At 71.8% G+C, this 15,334-nt stretch carries 14 protein-coding genes, 1 tRNA gene and 1 riboswitch; of the genes, 9 read left to right on the top strand and 6 right to left on the bottom strand.

Annotated elements, in window-relative coordinates:
• Positions 1-214: 214 nt before the first annotated feature.
• The 4 genes from DQ392_RS02100 to rdgB all read left to right on the top strand — a co-directional run bounded on the left by DQ392_RS02100 (position 215) and on the right by rdgB (position 2,550).
• Positions 215-448 carry a PTS sugar transporter subunit IIB gene (locus tag DQ392_RS02100; RefSeq protein WP_114013731.1) on the top strand — a complete coding sequence of 78 codons (234 nt, stop codon included), beginning with the start codon at positions 215-217 and terminating at the stop codon, positions 446-448.
• Positions 449-570: 122 nt separating this feature from the next.
• Positions 571-1,296 (top strand): ribonuclease PH, encoded by a 726-nt coding sequence (gene rph / locus DQ392_RS02095; RefSeq protein ID WP_114013730.1) that lies wholly within the window; start codon positions 571-573, stop codon positions 1,294-1,296.
• A 147-nt stretch (positions 1,297-1,443) separates the two neighbouring features.
• Positions 1,444-1,824, top strand: a complete 381-nt coding sequence (locus tag DQ392_RS02090; RefSeq protein ID WP_114013729.1) for a hypothetical protein — start codon at positions 1,444-1,446, stop codon at positions 1,822-1,824.
• Positions 1,825-1,935: 111 nt separating this feature from the next.
• Positions 1,936-2,550, top strand: coding sequence for an RdgB/HAM1 family non-canonical purine NTP pyrophosphatase (rdgB, locus tag DQ392_RS02085; protein ID WP_114013728.1), 615 nt, complete (start codon positions 1,936-1,938; stop codon positions 2,548-2,550).
• Between the two features lie 62 nt (positions 2,551-2,612).
• On the opposite strand, the gene DQ392_RS02080 is transcribed toward rdgB, so the two are convergent.
• The 3 genes from DQ392_RS02080 to bcp form a co-directional block, all read right to left on the bottom strand.
• Positions 2,613-2,694, bottom strand: a tRNA-Leu gene (locus tag DQ392_RS02080).
• Positions 2,695-2,824: 130 nt separating this feature from the next.
• On the bottom strand, positions 2,825-4,333 hold the full coding sequence (locus tag DQ392_RS02075; RefSeq protein WP_114013727.1) for an MFS transporter: 1,509 nt from the start codon (positions 4,331-4,333) through the stop codon (positions 2,825-2,827).
• 62 nt (positions 4,334-4,395) lie between these two features.
• Positions 4,396-4,872 (bottom strand): thioredoxin-dependent thiol peroxidase, encoded by a 477-nt coding sequence (bcp, locus tag DQ392_RS02070; protein ID WP_114013726.1) that lies wholly within the window; start codon positions 4,870-4,872, stop codon positions 4,396-4,398.
• A gap of 226 nt (positions 4,873-5,098) precedes the next feature.
• Between bcp and DQ392_RS02065 the strand changes: the two genes are divergently transcribed.
• On the top strand, positions 5,099-5,452 hold the full coding sequence (locus DQ392_RS02065; RefSeq protein WP_114013725.1) for a DUF3618 domain-containing protein: 354 nt from the start codon (positions 5,099-5,101) through the stop codon (positions 5,450-5,452).
• A 73-nt stretch (positions 5,453-5,525) separates the two neighbouring features.
• Entirely contained in the window at positions 5,526-5,828 is a 303-nt protein-coding gene (locus DQ392_RS02060) for a GroES family chaperonin (RefSeq protein WP_114013724.1), read from the top strand.
• A gap of 57 nt (positions 5,829-5,885) precedes the next feature.
• Here DQ392_RS02060 and DQ392_RS02055 read toward each other — a convergent pair whose 3' ends face one another.
• Together DQ392_RS02055 and DQ392_RS02050 are read right to left on the bottom strand one after the other, a co-directional pair.
• Positions 5,886-6,206, bottom strand: a complete 321-nt coding sequence (locus tag DQ392_RS02055) for a DMT family transporter (RefSeq protein WP_114013723.1) — start codon at positions 6,204-6,206, stop codon at positions 5,886-5,888.
• Between the two features lie 29 nt (positions 6,207-6,235).
• Positions 6,236-6,304, bottom strand: a riboswitch (guanidine-III (ykkC-III) riboswitch).
• A 59-nt stretch (positions 6,305-6,363) separates the two neighbouring features.
• Positions 6,364-9,870 carry a transglycosylase domain-containing protein gene (locus DQ392_RS02050; protein ID WP_114013722.1) on the bottom strand — a complete coding sequence of 1,169 codons (3,507 nt, stop codon included), beginning with the start codon at positions 9,868-9,870 and terminating at the stop codon, positions 6,364-6,366.
• A 218-nt stretch (positions 9,871-10,088) separates the two neighbouring features.
• Between DQ392_RS02050 and DQ392_RS02045 the strand changes: the two genes are divergently transcribed.
• From DQ392_RS02045 to DQ392_RS02035, 3 genes are all read left to right on the top strand, one after another.
• A complete protein-coding gene (locus tag DQ392_RS02045; protein ID WP_114013721.1) occupies positions 10,089-10,895 on the top strand; it encodes an ABC transporter permease in 807 nt (268 codons plus the stop codon).
• 103 nt (positions 10,896-10,998) lie between these two features.
• Positions 10,999-11,763 carry an ABC transporter permease gene (locus tag DQ392_RS02040; protein ID WP_114013838.1) on the top strand — a complete coding sequence of 255 codons (765 nt, stop codon included), beginning with the start codon at positions 10,999-11,001 and terminating at the stop codon, positions 11,761-11,763.
• Positions 11,764-11,855: 92 nt separating this feature from the next.
• A complete protein-coding gene (locus tag DQ392_RS02035; protein WP_114013837.1) occupies positions 11,856-12,821 on the top strand; it encodes an ABC transporter ATP-binding protein in 966 nt (321 codons plus the stop codon).
• Positions 12,822-13,018: 197 nt separating this feature from the next.
• On the opposite strand, the gene DQ392_RS02030 is transcribed toward DQ392_RS02035, so the two are convergent.
• Positions 13,019-14,317, bottom strand: coding sequence for an SGNH/GDSL hydrolase family protein (locus DQ392_RS02030; protein WP_114013836.1), 1,299 nt, complete (start codon positions 14,315-14,317; stop codon positions 13,019-13,021).
• Positions 14,318-15,334 lie beyond the last annotated feature (1,017 nt).

The raw sequence follows: 15,334 nt of genomic DNA, 5'->3' as shown, positions 1-15,334 counted from the left end.
GCATACTGGTGTAGACCTCTAGCGCCCGTGGCGGCCCGACCGTGGTGACGGCGGGGCGCCTCGTGGCGCCGGTAATCGCCATCATTCGCCAGAAAACGGATGGATGCCCGCTGAGGTGGGCTGATCGTGGACTAACGTGACAACCACGCAATCCACGCCGCCTCGCGCCTCGCGTCCATCAGGCCGGAAAGCAGCCGGAACACAGGAGTAGGACATGGCCACCAAGGCTGAGAAGATCATCGCCGGACTCGGCGGGCTCGACAACATCGAAGAGGTCGAGGGCTGCATCACCCGCCTCCGCACCGAGGTCGGCGACCCTTCCCTCGTCGACGAGACCGCGCTGAAGGCCGCAGGCGCGCACGGCGTCGTCAAGATGGGCTCCGCGATCCAGGTCGTCGTCGGCACCGACGCCGACCCCATCGCCGAGGAGATCAACGACCAGCTGTGAGCTCCGCCCCCGGCCCGGGGCCGGGGGTCCGAGGCCGGAGTCACGCGCTGTCCGGGCGGGGCAGGCCGGACCGGGGTTCCCGCGTTCGGCCCACACCGCAGGGCGGGGATACGCTCGCACGCATGTCACGTATCGACGGCCGTACGGCCGAGGAGCTGCGCCCCGTCACGATCGAGCGCGGCTGGAGCAAGCACGCCGAGGGCTCGGTCCTCGTCTCGTTCGGCGACACCCGGGTGCTGTGCACCGCCAGCCTGACCGAAGGAGTGCCCCGCTGGCGCAAGGGCAGCGGAGAGGGCTGGGTCACCGCCGAGTACGCCATGCTGCCGCGCTCCACCAACACCCGCGGCGACCGCGAGTCGGTGCGCGGCAGGATCGGCGGCCGCACCCACGAGATCTCACGCCTCATCGGGCGCTCCCTGCGCGCCGTCGTGGACTACAAGGCGCTCGGTGAGAACACCATCGTGCTCGACTGCGACGTCCTCCAGGCCGACGGCGGCACCCGGACGGCGGCGATCACCGGCGCCTACGTGGCGCTGGCCGACGCGGTCGCCTGGGCGCAGGAGCGCAAGCTGATCAAGTCCAAGGCGCAGCCGCTGTCCGGAGGCGTCAGCGCCGTCAGCGTCGGCATCGTCGACGGCACCCCGATGCTGGACCTGCGCTACGAGGAGGACGTGCGCGCTCAGACCGACATGAACGTCGTCTGCACCTTTGACGGACGCTTCGTCGAGGTGCAGGGCACGGCCGAGGGGGCGCCGTTCGCCCGCGAGGAGCTGAACGGCCTGCTCGACCTCGCCGTCGCGGGCTGCGCCCAACTGGACGGGGCACAGCGCACCGCGCTCGGCCGCTGAGAGGTTCGGCGGGGCTTCGGCCGCTCAGCCGCTCGAGAACTTCCCCGGGGCGGGGGAACTTTGCCGCCGCTTTACGCGTCTGACCGGGTGCGGGCCGCACGTGTCGAACCGTGCGGCCCGACCAGTCTTGGGGGAGGGACGCAGCAGGTGCTCCGTTGGAATGTCGTGGCCGCGGCAGCGGTCCTCGCGCTCGCCGTGCCGGTCACCGCCGGCTGCTCCGCCGTGGACCGGGCGCTGGACTGCGCCACCACCGCGTCCGCCATCGCCCGGTCCGTCGACGACCTCCAGCAGGCGATCTCCGACGCAGGCGAGGACCCCACCCAGGCCCGGGAGTCCCTCGACTCCATAGAGAAGAACCTCACCAAGATCGAGGACGAGACGGACGACGGCGACGTCGGCAAGGCCGTCTCCCAGCTGCGCGGCGCCGTCGACAGCGTGCGCGCGGACGTCGAGGCGGGCCGTGCCCCCGAGGCGAAGCCCGTCACCGACGCGGCCGACGAACTGACGAAGGTCTGCTCCCCGGGCTGAGCCACCCGCCCGGCACCGGGGTGCGGGCACCGTCGCACCGCCGTCCCGGTGGGCCGCACGTGCGCGCTCCCCGCCGCCCGTCAGGACAGCGGCCGGCGCGATACTGGGTCCATGAGCACCCAGCGCCTGATCCTGGCCACCCGCAACGCCCACAAGGTCACCGAACTCCAGGCGATCCTCGCCGACGCGGGACTCGACCTGGAGCTGGTGGGCGCCGACGCCTACCCCGAGATCCCGGACGTCAAGGAGACCGGCGTGACGTTCGCCGAGAACGCTCTCCTCAAGGCGCACACGCTCGCCCAGGCCACCGGACTCCCCGCCGTCGCCGACGACTCGGGCCTGTGTGTGGACGTGCTCGGCGGGGCGCCCGGCATCTTCTCCGCACGCTGGGCGGGCCGCCACGGCGACGACGCCGCCAACCTGGACCTGCTGCTCGCCCAGCTCTCCGACATCGAAGCGCCGCACCGCGCGGCCCACTTCGAGTGCGCCGCCGCGCTCGCCCTGCCCGACGGCACCGAGAAGGTCGTGGCCGGCCGGCTGCGCGGCACCCTGCGGCACACCCCGGCGGGCAGCGGCGGCTTCGGGTACGACCCGATCCTGGAGCCTGACGGGGAGAAGCGGACGTGCGCCGAACTCAGCGCCGAGGAGAAGAACGCGATCAGCCACCGCGGCAAGGCGTTCCGTGCGCTGGCCCCCCTCGTACGGGAGGCGCTGCCCCTGGGCTGAGCCACCGGGGCCGAGCCGACAGGGCCTGAGCCGTGGGGGCCGTGCGCCCCGTGGGGTCGCGGTGCGCGAGGGGGGACTCGAACCCCCACGTCCGAAGACACCGGCACCTAAAGCCGTCCCGTCTACCAATTCCGGCACTCGCGCGCGCACGTATCGTACTGCGCGCGCTGGGAGCCGGTACCGGCCGGGGGACGGCGAGGGCCCGTGCCGTCGCCGGCACGGGCCCTGGCGTGTGTGTGTCGTCGTGCTCCGTGCGGGCCGCTGCCCGCGCCGCTCAGAAGGTGGGCTCGTTGGTCTCGGCCCTGGCCAGGGCGATGGCCTCCTCGTGGGTGCTGACGGAGGGCGGCGAGCCCGCCAGCGGCTTGCGTGCCGTCTCCTTCATGCACATGACGGCGATGATGCCGATGACGGCCGCGCCCGAGGCGTAGTAGGCCGGGGCGAGGTTGTCGCCCGTGCTGTCGACCAGGTAGGTCATGACGCCGGGCGCCGTACCGCCGAAGACCGCCGTGGCCACGTTGTAGCCGATGGACAGCGACCCGTAGCGCACGTCGGTGGGGAAGAGCGCGGGCAGCGTCGCCGACATGGTGCCCAGCAGGCACACCAGGCAGGCGCCCAGCACCAGCAGCCCGATGAGCACGGCCACAAAGCTGCCCTGCTGGAAGAGGGCGAAGGCGGGGATCGTCAGCAGGACGAAACCGACCATGCCCGCCATCAGGACGGGCTTGCGGCCGAAGCGGTCGTTGAGGCGCCCGACGCGCTGGATCACCAGCGCCATCGCCACCATCGCGATGATGGCCGCGACCAGTTCCATCGAGTTCTCGTACCCGAGGGCGTCGGTCAGGTAGGCGGGCATGTACGACAGGAGCATGTAGTCGGTGACGTTGTAGGCGGCGACCAGGCCGATGCACAGCAGCAGCGTGCGCCACTGCTGGGCGAAGATCGTCTTGAGCTCCTTCTGCGGCACGTTCTCCGACAGCCTCGGCTCGCTCGTCTCCGTCGTGGAGGCCTCGGGGGAGTGCGACATCTGCGCTGCCTGCTTCTGGAAGGCCGGGGTCTCATCCAGCTTCATCCGCAGGTACAGACCGACCACGCCGATCGGCCCGCCCACCAGGAACGGGATACGCCAGCCCCACTGGAGCATGGCGTCGTCGCCGAGCGCGGTGTTCAGGATGAGGACCAGGCCGGCCGCGCCGGTGTAGCCGGTGAGCGTGCCCAGTTCCAGGAAGCTGCCGAAGAAGCCGCGCCGCTTGTCGGGGGCGTACTCGGCGATGAAGGTGGCCGCGCCGCCGTACTCGCCGCCCGTGGAGAAGCCCTGCACCAGGCGGCAGATGAGCAGCAGGACGGGCGAGGCGATGCCGATGGACTCGTAGGACGGGATCAGGCCGATGAAGAAGGTGCCCGCCGCCATCATGACCATCGTCAGGCCGAGCACCTTCTTGCGCCCGATGCGGTCGCCGAGCGGCCCGAAGAACAGGCCGCCCAGTGGCCGCACCAGGAAGGAGGCGGCGAAGGCCGTGAACGAGGCCAGGAGCTGGGTGCTGCCGCCGGGGAAGAAGACCTTGCCGATGGTGACCGCGAGATAGGCGTAGATCCCGAAGTCGAACCACTCCATGGCATTACCGACGGCCGCGGCCTTCGTGGCCCGCTTGACCGTGGCTTCGTCCGTGATCGTGATGTCGCTACGGCGGACTTTTGGCTTCCGGCTGCGTCTGACAGCGCGGAAGAGGTGCCGGTGCCGCCTGAGGGCAGCCGGGTCGGCGGGCTGATCCTCTTCGTGGTTCATCCCTCATGAGTACCGCACCTGGCGTACTCGAACGCAACACGGCCCCCTCGCGCCGGGTGCAATTACCCCGAAACCAGCCCGAGATCCTTGATCAGCTTCGCCACGTGGCCGGTCGCCTTCACGTTGTAGAGCGCGCGTTCGACCTTGCCCTCCTCGTCCACGATCACCGTGGAGCGGATGACGCCGGTGACGGTCTTGCCGTACAGCTTCTTCTCGCCGAAGGCGCCGTACGCCTCCATCGTCTCCTTGTCCGGGTCGCCGACCAGCGTGACCCGCAGCGACTCCTTCTCCCTGAACTTCGCCAGCTTCTCCGGCTTGTCAGGGGAGACGCCGATGACGTCGTACCCCTGGCCCGCCAGCAGCTCCAGGTTGTCGGTGAAGTCGCACGCCTGCTTCGTGCAGCCGGGGGTCAGGGCCGCAGGGTAGAAGTAGACGATCACCTTGCGGCCCCTGCGGTCGGCCAGCGAGACGTCCTTGCCGTCGGCGTCGGGCAGCGTGAAGCCGGGGGCGGTGTCGCCGGGCTCGAGTCGCTGACTCATCGAAAGCTCCTTCACTGCGGTACGTTCACTCGTGGTTTCCCCTGCCTCCCGCGGCGGTACTCACCAGTAGTGCGGTACCTCTCAGCGGGTCGGCGGCGGCCTTGGCCTGCCTGAGCGTAGCCGGAAGCCGCCGTTCGGGGGTGCCGTGGGGCATCGGCCCCGGTGAGCTGACAGGATGGCCGCTGACACGGTAGGACGCAGGACTGACAGCGACGGAGGCAACTCGGTGCCGGAAGCCAGGACCCCCGCGGACATCGAGGCGGACATCGTCCGCAGGCGGCAGGACCTCGCCGCAGCGCTCGACGAGATCGCCGTGCGCGTTCACCCGAAGACGATCATGGGCGACGTCAAGGCCAAGGCCGCGGCCGCGGTGGACCGCACCGCGGGACGCGCCTACGTCGTCGCCAACCGCACGGTCACCGACGTGCGCTCCCAGTTCGTCACCGAAGAGGGCAACCTCCGCCTCGAGCGGGTCGTGCCCGTCGCCGTGCTGGCCGTCGCCGCGATCGGCGGCACCTACGCGCTCACCTCCCGCCGCAAGCCCGCCGGCCGGGCAAAGGCTCGCCGCCGACACCGCTGAGACGCTGAGATACGGTCTTCCGGTGAGCCCAAAGACCCCTGCCCCCGCCCACGATGACAAGCTGCCGATCCGCATGCTGCACGACCGTGTGCTGGTGCGGACCGACACCAGCGAGGGCGAACGCCGCTCCTCCGGCGGCATCGTGATCCCCGCGACGGCGGCCGTCGGACGCAAACTCGACTGGGCCGAGGTCGTCGCCGTCGGCCAGAACGTGCGCACGGTCGAGCCCGGGGACCGGGTGCTGTACGACCCGGAGGACCGGGCCGAGGTCGAGGTGCGCGGGGTCGCGTACGTCCTGATGCGCGAACGCGACCTCCACGCCGTGGCCGCCGAACGCCTCCAGGACAGCGACGGCTCGACGGGCCTCTACCTCTGAGCGCACCGGCCGCGGTCCGTCTGAGCACCCCGGACCCCGGGCCGTACCCCCGGCCGGTCAGTGGCCCGAGGTCAGTTTCAGGCCCACCACGGACACCAGCAGCAGGGCAATGAAGAAGAGGCGGCCCGCGGTCACGGGTTCGCCCAGCATCAGCATGCCGACCACCGCGGCTCCGGCCGCGCCGATGCCGACCCACACGCCGTAGGCGGTCCCGATGGGCAGGCTCTTGGCGGCCAGCGACAGCAGGATCATGCTGGTGGCGAAGCCCACGACCGTGAAGACGCTGGGCCACAGTTTGGTGAAACCCTCGGTGAACTTGAGGCCGATCGCCCAGGTGACCTCGACGAGACCGGCGACGACAAGCATGATCCAGGCCATGACGGCACCTCCGTAAAAACGCTTGCGGGGGTGCGTCGTCTTGTCGGGCCCGGTACGGCGCGTCTCGTCGGGACCGGCCCCGCCTACCCGGGGACCGGTCCCTGGACCGTAGCAAACAGCACGGCCGGGCGGGGTGGCTCAGATCACCAGGCCCCGCTCACCGCTCGCGGACTCCCGGGGCGCCGCCGCCCCCGGGATCGCCGTTGCCGCCGACGGCGCCGTCTCCTCCGGGGCCGCCGCCAGGATCTCCGTTGCCCCCGTCACCGCCGGGGCCGCCGCCCGGATCACCGCCGTCGGCCCCGCCGGTCTCCGGGATGCTCGGCCCCGGGCTCGTCGGCGGTCCGGTCGTCGGGGGCTCGGGTGTCGACGGATCGTCAGTCGGCTCCTGCGGCTGCGAGGGTTCGTCGGACGGCCCCTGGGAGGTCGGCGGCCCGGACGGCGGCTGGGACGTGCCGGGCGACCGGGTGCTCGGCACGCTCCCGCCGCCCGTGGTGTCCAGGTCGAACTTCGTGGCCGGGCGGCCCTCCAGAGCCTCCTTCGTGTAGGCGCCCCAGATCTCGGCGGGGAAGCCGCCACCGTTGACACGCGGTTGCCCACCGGCCCCGTACAGCGGCTTCTGCGCGCCGTTGGCCGGGTCCTTGCCCATCACGCCGACGACGGTCGCCAGATCGGGGGTGTAGCCCGCGAACCAGGCGGCCTTGTCCTCTTCGGCGGTACCGGTCTTGCCCGCCGCAGGGCGCCCCGCGGCCTGTGCCGCCGTACCGGTGCCGCCCTCGACGACGCTGCGCAGCGAGGCCGTCGTGGTGTCGGCGGCGGCCCGGGAGACGGTCCGCTTGGAGTCGTGGTCGGGCAGGTCGACGACCTCTCCACCGCGGGTGATCTTGCTGGCCATGCTGTAGTGACCGTGCTTGCCGTGGTTGGCGAGCGTGGCGTACGCCTCGGCCATGTCCAGCGGCGACGCCGTGGCGACACCGAGGGCGATGGACCCGTCCTCGGTCAGGTTCGGCGTCGTCTTGGGCAGCCCCAGATCGACGGCGGTCTGCTTGACCTTCTTGGGTCCGACGTCGATACCCATCTGCGCGAAGACGCTGTTCACCGACTTGTCCATGGCCGTGGTGACCGGGATCTGCCCGTAGGAGCGGTCGTCCTCGTTGGCGGGCGCGTAGTCGGTGCCCTGCCCGTCGCTGACGACCTCGCGCTTGTTCGTGCCGTCATAGACCGTGTTCAGCTTGATCGGCCGGCCGTCCTGCGTCGTGGACTTGTTCTGCACCGCCGAGGTGAACACGAACGGCTTGAAGGTGGAACCGACCTGGTACTCACGCGAGGTCGCGGCGTTGGTGTACTGCTCGGTGAACCCGATGCCGCCGTACATGGCGACGACCTTGCCGGTCTTGGGGTCCACGGACGCGCCGCCCGCGCGGACGTACTTGTCGATCTTCCGGTTCTTCTTGTCGAGCTTCGACATGAGCTTGTCGTCGACGGCGTCCCGCATGGCCTTCTGCTTCTCGGGCTGAAAGGTCGTGGTGATCCGGAAGCCCCCGGCCCGCAGCCGCTGCTCGTCGATGATGTGGTTGCTGGTCAGGTAGTTCTTGACCGCCTCCACCAGGTAGCCGCGCTCACCGGACATGTTCCGCGGCGGCTTGGGCTCGTCCGGCTCGGGGAACTCCATCCCCTTCCGGTCGCTCTTCTTGAGCCACCCCTCCTCGACCATGCCGTCCAGCACGTAGTTCCAGCGCGCCACCGCCCGCTTCTTGTTCTCCGGGTGCGCGCGGGTGTCGTACGCGTTGGGCGAGTTGACCAGCGCCGCCAGATAGGCGCTCTCCTCCGTGGTGAGCTCGCCGGCCTCCTTGCCGAAATAGGAGTGGGCCGCCGATTGGATCCCGTAGGCGTTGCGGCCGAAGTAGCTCGTGTTGAGATAGCCCTGTAGGACCTCGTTCTTGCTGACCTCGTTGTCCAGCTTCAGCGCGATGAAGAACTCCTTGGCCTTGCGCGTGACCGTCTGGTCCTGGCTCAGGTAGTAGTTCTTCACGTACTGCTGGGTGATCGTCGAGCCGGACTGGCGACCGCCCCCGGTGAGCATGTTCCAGCCCGCGCGGGCCATGGCCTGCGGGTCCACCGCTGACTCGTGGTAGAAGTCGCGGTCCTCGGCGGCCAGCACCGCGTGCTGCGTCTTCTTGGGGACCTTGCTGAGCGGGACGCTCTCGCGGTTTATGTCCCCGTCGCGGGCGATCTGGCTGCCGTCCGCGTACAGGTAGACGTTGGTCTGCGCCGCGGCCGCCTCGTTCGGTGCCGGGATGCTCACCAGCAGGTAGCCGGCGACCAGCGCGCCGGAGATGAGCAGGACGATCAGCAGGAGGCCGCCCAGGACCATCCGCCAGGTCGGCAGAAGCCGCCGCCAGCCGGTGCGGCGACGCTTCTCCCTGCCTTTCTTGCCCTTCTCCTTCTTGCCCTTCTTCTCCATCATTCCCGCCTCGTCGCTCGCGGCGGGCGGCGTCTGCGCGGCGCCCGGTCCTTCCGGATCACCGGAACCGCCCGGGGCACCGGGGCCGCCGGATCCTGCGGCGGCCTGACCCATGATGGCCGTCCCGGCGGGCGAGGTCGGGTCCACACCGGCCGTCCCGGCGGCCGTGTCGCCACCACCGGCCGAGTCCGCACCGGTGGCCGGGCCGCTGCCGCCCGATCCGGCGGGCGACGGGGTCCCGTGGGTGGCCGCTTCCGCGGCGGCCGCGGCGGCCCCCCAACTGGTGGTCCGTATGGCTCGCGTCGCACCGCTTTCCGGCGCGGCGCCACCCACCGCGCCGTTTTCCGCTGTGCCGTTTTCCGCTGTGCCGCTTTCCGGCGCATCGCCTTCCGGCGTGCTGCCTTCCGCGTCGGGGCGCGGCTGTGCCGCTGCGGTGCCCTTCGGAGGGTGCGAAGGGCCACCGGTGCCGGGGTCGGTGCCGGGGGCGGCGGTGCCGGGGTCGGCAGAGCTCGCGTCGTCTGCGGCGGAGCCGTCCGAGGGGTCGTCCTTCGGCGGACCGGCCTTGGCGGGCGTGCTGCTGGTGGTGGGGATGCCGCTTGTGCCGGGGGTGCTGCTCGTCATCGGGATGCGGCTCTTCCCCGGCGCACCGCCCGCGCCGGGCACACCGGTGTCGGGCTCTCCGCTGTCCGGCCCTTCGCCGCCAGAGCCGTCGCCGTCGGCGGCTCCGCCCTTGCCCGAGGCCGGCTCGTCGCCGGACGCGGCGCCACCGCGGGAAGCGCGCGAGCCGGAGGCACCCGAACTGGGCGTGCCCTCGCCGGAGGCTGCTTCCCCGTCCAAGGTGTTCTCGTCGAAGGCGCCCTGTGCGGACGTGCGCGCGTCGGGGCCGCCCTCGCCGGACGGGCCTCGGTCGGAGGCGCCCGAGGCGTTCGAGGCGGCCTCGTCACGGGTGGGTCTGTCGCCTGGGGTGGTGCTGGCGCTGGAGTCCCCCGCGTTCGCGCGGGCGCCCGGCGCGGGCGCGGGGCTTCGGGGGCCGGGCTTCGCGCCGCGGGCGGTCCGCTTCGGGGCGGGGTTCGCCGCGGGGCCGGCCGGCTTGCCCGGCTGCTCCCTCTTGGCCGGAGCGTCCCCCTGGGCCGGGCTCTTCTCGGGCGGGCCGTCCGACTCCGGCTCTCGGCCTTCGGCGTCGCTGTTCGGCTCGTCACTCATGTTCGCAGGGACTCCTCGTCCAATGGCGGGCGATGCGTCGTACGCCCCGTAGAGCACTTTCGCAGCTTCCGTACCGCGGGCCGAGCCCAGGGTGTGGTCGTGCCCTGCGGATATTCGATGGCTGTCCACCGGTCCGTCGGGCTAGGCTCCTTCGCTGCGCCCACGCTCGGTTCTCGCACGGAAGTGCTACTTGAAAGACGGTGGAGGAGCTCGAAAGGATGCATCTGCTCCGTCTCAATCTCGCCGTGGCCGCGAGCGGCTTCCGGCGGTACGCCACCTACCGCGTCGCCACGGTGGCCGGCGTCTTCACCAACACCGTCTTCGGCTTCATTCTCGCTTATACGTTCATCGCTCTGTGGTACGAGCGTCCGCAGCTGGGCGGTTACGACCAGTCGCAGGCGCTGACCTTCGTGTGGATCGGGCAGGCGATGCTGGCCACCGCCGCGCTGATGGGCGGCGGCTTCCAGGACGAGTTCCACGAACGCGTCAGGAACGGCGACGTCGCCATCGACCTCTACCGGCCCGTCGACCTCCAGCTGTGGTGGTTCGCCTCCGACCTGGGGCGGGCCGCCTTCCAGCTGCTGGGCCGCGGCCTGGTGCCGATGGCCGTCGGCGCTTTCGCCTTCGAGCTGACGCTGCCGTCCTCCCCCACAGTCTGGCTGCTGTTCCTGTGCGCCGTGTTCTTGGCGGTGGTGGTCAGCTTCGCACTGCGCTACCTGTTCGCGCTGTGCGGCTTCTGGCTGCTGGACGCGGCGGGGCTGGGCGCCCTGTCCACCCTGATGAGCGTCTTCTTCTCGGGGATGCTGCTGCCGCTGACGGTCTTCCCCGGCGCGTTCGGCGAGGTGGTGCTCTGGCTGCCGTGGGCCGCCACGCTCCAGGTGCCCGCCGACGTCCTGCTGGGGGAGAGCGGGGGCGGCGGTCTGGCGGGGCTCGGTTTCCAGCTGGCGTGGGCGGTGGTGCTGCTGGTCGCGGGCCGGCTGCTCCAGGCGGCCGCGACCAGCAAGGTGGTGGTCCAAGGTGGCTGAGACGGGCGCGGTGGAGCGCGGGGCGCCGGGGCGCCGGCTGTCGGCGCGCCGGGCGCTGGGCCGGGTGGCCTGGGGTCTGCGTGCGTACGGCTTCATCGCGGCGATGTGGGTCCGCTCGACGATGGCGTACCGCGCGTCGTTCGCGATGATGCTGGTGGCGAACTTCGCGACGACGTTCCTCGACTTCGCCGCAATCATGATCATGTTCTCGCAGGTGGACGCGCTGGGCGGTTTCGCGCTGCCGGAGGTGGCCTTTCTCTACGGCACCTCCTGCGTCGCCTTCGGCCTGTCCGACCTGCTGCTGGGGGAGGCGGAGCGGATCGGACGGCGGGTACGCGACGGCACCATGGACATCCTGCTGATGCGGCCCGTGCCCGTCCTCAGCCAGATCGCGGCGGACAGGTTCGCGCTGCGCAGGCTGGGGCGGATCATCCAGGGTTCGCTCGTCCTGGGCTGGTCGCTGACGCGGCTTCAGCTGGACTGGACGGCGGGCGAGGTACTGCTGACCGTGTCGATGGTGCTGAGCGGCGGCCTCATCTTCGGCTGCCTGTTCGTACTCGGCGGCGCCTTCCAGTTCTGGGCGCAGGACGCCTCCGAGGTGCAGAACGCCTTCACCTACGGCGGCACCACGCTGCTGCAGTATCCGCCCACCGTCTTCGGCAAGGAACTGGTGCGCGGGGCGACGTTCGTGGTGCCGCTGGCCTTCGTCAACTGGCTTCCGGCGCTGCGGGTGCTCGGGCATGACGATCCGCTGGGGCTGCCGGGCTGGGTGGACTTCGCCGCGCCCGCCGTGGCGCTGCTGTGCTGCGCGGGCACGGCGCTGGTGTGGCGGGCGGGGCTGCGCTCCTACCGCAGTACGGGGAGCTGACGAGCCGGCGGGAGGGCTGACGCACTGCCGGGGACGACCTGACGAGCCAGAAGGAGGGGCGGGAAGCCGTGCAGGAGGACGCGGGCGGGGCCGTGCGGGACACGGACGGCGCTTTCATCGACGTGACGGACCTGAGGAAGACCTTCAGCGTGCGGCGCAGGAGCGGGCTGCTGCGCCGCACCAGCACCGAGGTGCACGCGGTCGACGGGATCTCCTTCACGCTGCGGCGCGGCGAGATGACCGGGTTCATCGGGCCCAACGGAGCCGGCAAGTCGACGACGATCAAGATGCTCACCGGCATCCTGTCGCCCAGCGGCGGGCGGCTGCGGGTCGCCGGGGTGGATCCAGCGCGGGACCGCACCCGCCTGGTGCGCCGTATCGGTGTCGTCTTCGGGCAGCGCACCACCTTGTGGTGGGACCTGCCGCTGCGCGACTCCTACGGCCTGGTGCGCCGGATGTACCGCATCCCGCGGGCCCGCTACGAGGAGAACCTGGCGCGCTGCGTGGAACTGCTGGAGCTGGGCGGGCTGCTGGACGTTCCCGTACGGCAGCTCTCGCTGGGGCAGCGGATGCGCGGCGACATCACCGCCGCGCTGCTGCACGACCCTGACGTGCTGTATCTGGACGAGCCGACGATCGGGCTGGACGTCGTCAGCAAGGCGCGGGTGCGGGAGTTCCTGCTGCACCTCAACGCGGAGCGTGGCACGACCGTGCTGCTGACGACGCACGACCTGAGCGACATCGAGCACCTGTGCGAGCGAGTCGTGGTCATCGACCACGGCCGCCTGATGTACGACGGTGCCCTCGCGGGGCTGCACGAGGTCGGCCGCGGCGAGCGCACCCTGGTGGTGGACCTGGAGCGGGAGCTTCCGCCGATCGAGGGCATCGCGGGGGCCCGTACGGTACGCACCGAGGGCCCGCGCCAGTGGCTCACCTTCCCGGCCACGGCCAGCGCGGCGCCGCTGGTCTCCCGGATCGCGGCCGACTACCCGCTGGTGGACCTGTCCCTGCGCGAGCCGGCCATCGAGGACGTGATCGCCAGAATGTACGCGGCCTGAGGCGCCCCGGCAGAGGGTCGCAGGGGGTCGTAGGGGTTCGTAGGGGCGAAGCCCCTGCACCTCGACCGGCCGCCACGGCGGTCGACCACGACGGCGAGGGGCCGGCCGCATCACCGGCGGCCGGCGGCGCGCCGTCGAGGGCCGCCCCGCGCCAACGGCTGCCGCACCCCCGACGGCTGCCGCGACACCGGCAGCCGTCACAGCTTCGCGGGCCGCGCCCCCTTCAACAGTTGCAGGTCGAGCGCCTGGGCCATCGCCCGGTAACCGTTGTCGCTCGGGTGCAGGTGATCACCCGAGTCGTACGCCGCGCGGAGCCGCTCGGGGTGCGCGGGGTCCCGCAGCGCCGCGTCGAAGTCGACGACCGCGTCGAACACCTTGCCGGCCCTGATCTCCTCGTTGACCGCCCGGCGCACGGCGTCCATCCGGGGGGTGTAACCGCGGTGTCCGCCGAACGGCGTCAGCGTGGCGCCCACGACCCGCAGCCCGCGGGTGTGCGCCTGGCGCACGAGATCCCGCAGCCCGTTCAAGATCTTGGCCGGATCGCGCTGCCGCGGCGGCTTGATGATGTCGTTGAGCCCCATCTCCACGACGACGACCTTCACGCCCGTACGGGAGAGCACGTCGCGGTTGACCCGGGTCAGCCCGCTCGGCCCGTTGTTCGGCGAGAACTTGCTGCCGTCGACCAGGACCCGGTTTCCGCTGATGCCCGCGTTCAGCACGCTGAGCCGGGGCGCGCCCCGCTCGGTGCGCAGCCGCTCGGCCAGAAAGTCGGTCCAGCGGTGGTTGGCGCCGGGGCTGGAGGTGATGCCGTCGGTGATCGAGTCCCCCAGCACCGCCACGGCACCGTCGGTCTCGTTGCTCCACACGTCGACGGCGGACAGGTACCGCCAGTAGGGGCTCTGCTGGTTGAAGGCGGTGCCGGAGGTGTCCTCGGTGCGGTCGCCCCCGGCCACGTAGCTGGTCTGCCGGGCGTAGGGGTGGTAGGTCACAGGCCCCGAGGGGGTGGGCGAGTACGTGGTGACCAGCAGGTCGGCGGCGTGCGGCACGTTGAGCCGCACCGCGTCGCTGGTGACCTCGCCGCCGGCCGGGATGGTGACCGAGGGCTTGTTCCCGAAGCTGAGGCGGCGCATGCTGCCGGCCGCGGCCGTCGGGTTGCTGGGGGCCGCGGCCAGGGCGACGGTCGCGTGGGAGACCGTCAGCGGGCGGTTGCCGAACAGGTTGGAGAGCTGGATGCGCGCCTGGGTGCCGCCCACGGCGGTGTGCACCACGTTCCTTATCGACATGTTCGCGAATCCGTCGCGGCTGCGCGGCTCGGCCGCGGCCGGAGCCGCGGACCAGGTGCCGACCCACTGGCCCGAGGAGGCCGGGGCCGCCGGGTTGCGGGACTGCGGTGAGTCCTCACCCAGCCCCCCTTCGCCGCTGCCCGCCCCGATGAATATCGCGGTCGACACGAGGACCACGATCGCCGCAAGTCCGGCGAGCAGGGCATAGCCCATGTTCCTGGTCACGCGCGCTGGTTCTCCTCGAACTGGACGGAGCCCCGGCTCCGGACGGTCGGCGGTGCCATGATCCCACGAAAGGGGCACGGATCCCTTCCGGGGGCCGTGCGCTCCGGGGGCCGGGGTACCTCCCGGCCGGGGGCCGGGGAGGGTCGTCGCGACGCGGCACCGGGTCGTAGTTGATGTTGTTTCAATGCTGCCGATCAGACAGACGCGGGAGAGCCGTCGTCCGTTCCACTCGGTTCCGGGCGAGGGAGAATGACACTCCGCGAACCGGCCCGAGGGCCGGGGGCGGGGTGGCGATCAGGGGCGTCCACGGGGACGGTGGGAGCGGATGGAACGGACAAATGAGGGCGAGCTGCTTGGTTATGATGATGCCCACGTGAAAGCCGTCACACGCGGCCGTCCCGCTTCCGGGGGACCCGGACGCCTCGCGGCCTTCGGGGACCCCGCGGGCCCCGGAGAGCCCGCGGGCCCCGGAGAGCCCGCGGGCCCCGGAGAGCCTGCGGGCCCCGGGGGGCCTGCGGCTCCCGGGCGGAGGGGACACGGCACGTTGAGCCGACCGGGTGCCCCCGGCCCCTTCCCGGACGCGAGAGGTCCGGCGGACGGCGACAGCGAGGCGGCAGGCCGCCTCGGCGGTACCGGCGGCCCTCACGGCTCCGGCCGGCCCGACGGCCCGGGCGCCCCCGGCGGCCTCGGTGGCTCCGACGGTCCCGGCGGCTCGGGCGGCCCCGGCCCCGGCCGTCCCGGTGGCACTGGCGGCGGAAGCGCCGCAGACACGTCCGGCGGGTCGCGTGGGTCCGATGTGGCCGGTGGGTCGGGTGGTTCCGGTGGCGCGCCTGGGGGGTCCGATGCCGGATCAGGCGGATCCGGCCGCCCGCCCGGTGACGGCTCGGGCGGCGGGCCCCGCGGCGGGCTCGTCGGCCCCGGGGGCTTTGGAGGCGGACCTGCGGGCGCGGGTGGCGGTCCCGGCGGCTCCGTGAACGGGCCCGCGGGTTCGGGTGGCGGGTCCGG

This window comes from Streptomyces reniochalinae (genome assembly GCF_003323735.1).
GTDB classification, from domain to species: Bacteria; Actinomycetota; Actinomycetes; order Streptomycetales; family Streptomycetaceae; genus Streptomyces; species Streptomyces reniochalinae.
The sequence above is the reverse complement of the archived record's forward strand: the minus strand, read 5'-3'. Positions and strand labels throughout refer to the sequence as shown.

Bases quoted from the DNA above. Each gene is read 5' to 3' on its own strand.
- DQ392_RS02040 (WP_114013838.1), top strand. From the start codon at position 10,999: ATGTGGGTCCGCTCGACGATGGCGTACCGCGCGTCGTTCGCGATGATG.
- DQ392_RS02050 (WP_114013722.1), bottom strand. From the start codon at position 9,870: ATGAGTGACGAGCCGAACAGCGACGCCGAAGGCCGAGAGCCGGAGTCG.
- rph (WP_114013730.1), top strand. From the start codon at position 571: ATGTCACGTATCGACGGCCGTACGGCCGAGGAGCTGCGCCCCGTCACG.
- bcp (WP_114013726.1), bottom strand. From the start codon at position 4,872: ATGAGTCAGCGACTCGAGCCCGGCGACACCGCCCCCGGCTTCACGCTG.
- DQ392_RS02055 (WP_114013723.1), bottom strand. From the start codon at position 6,206: ATGGCCTGGATCATGCTTGTCGTCGCCGGTCTCGTCGAGGTCACCTGG.
- rdgB (WP_114013728.1), top strand. From the start codon at position 1,936: ATGAGCACCCAGCGCCTGATCCTGGCCACCCGCAACGCCCACAAGGTC.
- DQ392_RS02045 (WP_114013721.1), top strand. From the start codon at position 10,089: ATGCATCTGCTCCGTCTCAATCTCGCCGTGGCCGCGAGCGGCTTCCGG.
- DQ392_RS02100 (WP_114013731.1), top strand. From the start codon at position 215: ATGGCCACCAAGGCTGAGAAGATCATCGCCGGACTCGGCGGGCTCGAC.
- DQ392_RS02075 (WP_114013727.1), bottom strand. From the start codon at position 4,333: ATGAACCACGAAGAGGATCAGCCCGCCGACCCGGCTGCCCTCAGGCGG.
- DQ392_RS02030 (WP_114013836.1), bottom strand. From the start codon at position 14,317: ATGGGCTATGCCCTGCTCGCCGGACTTGCGGCGATCGTGGTCCTCGTG.
- DQ392_RS02060 (WP_114013724.1), top strand. From the start codon at position 5,526: ATGCTGCACGACCGTGTGCTGGTGCGGACCGACACCAGCGAGGGCGAA.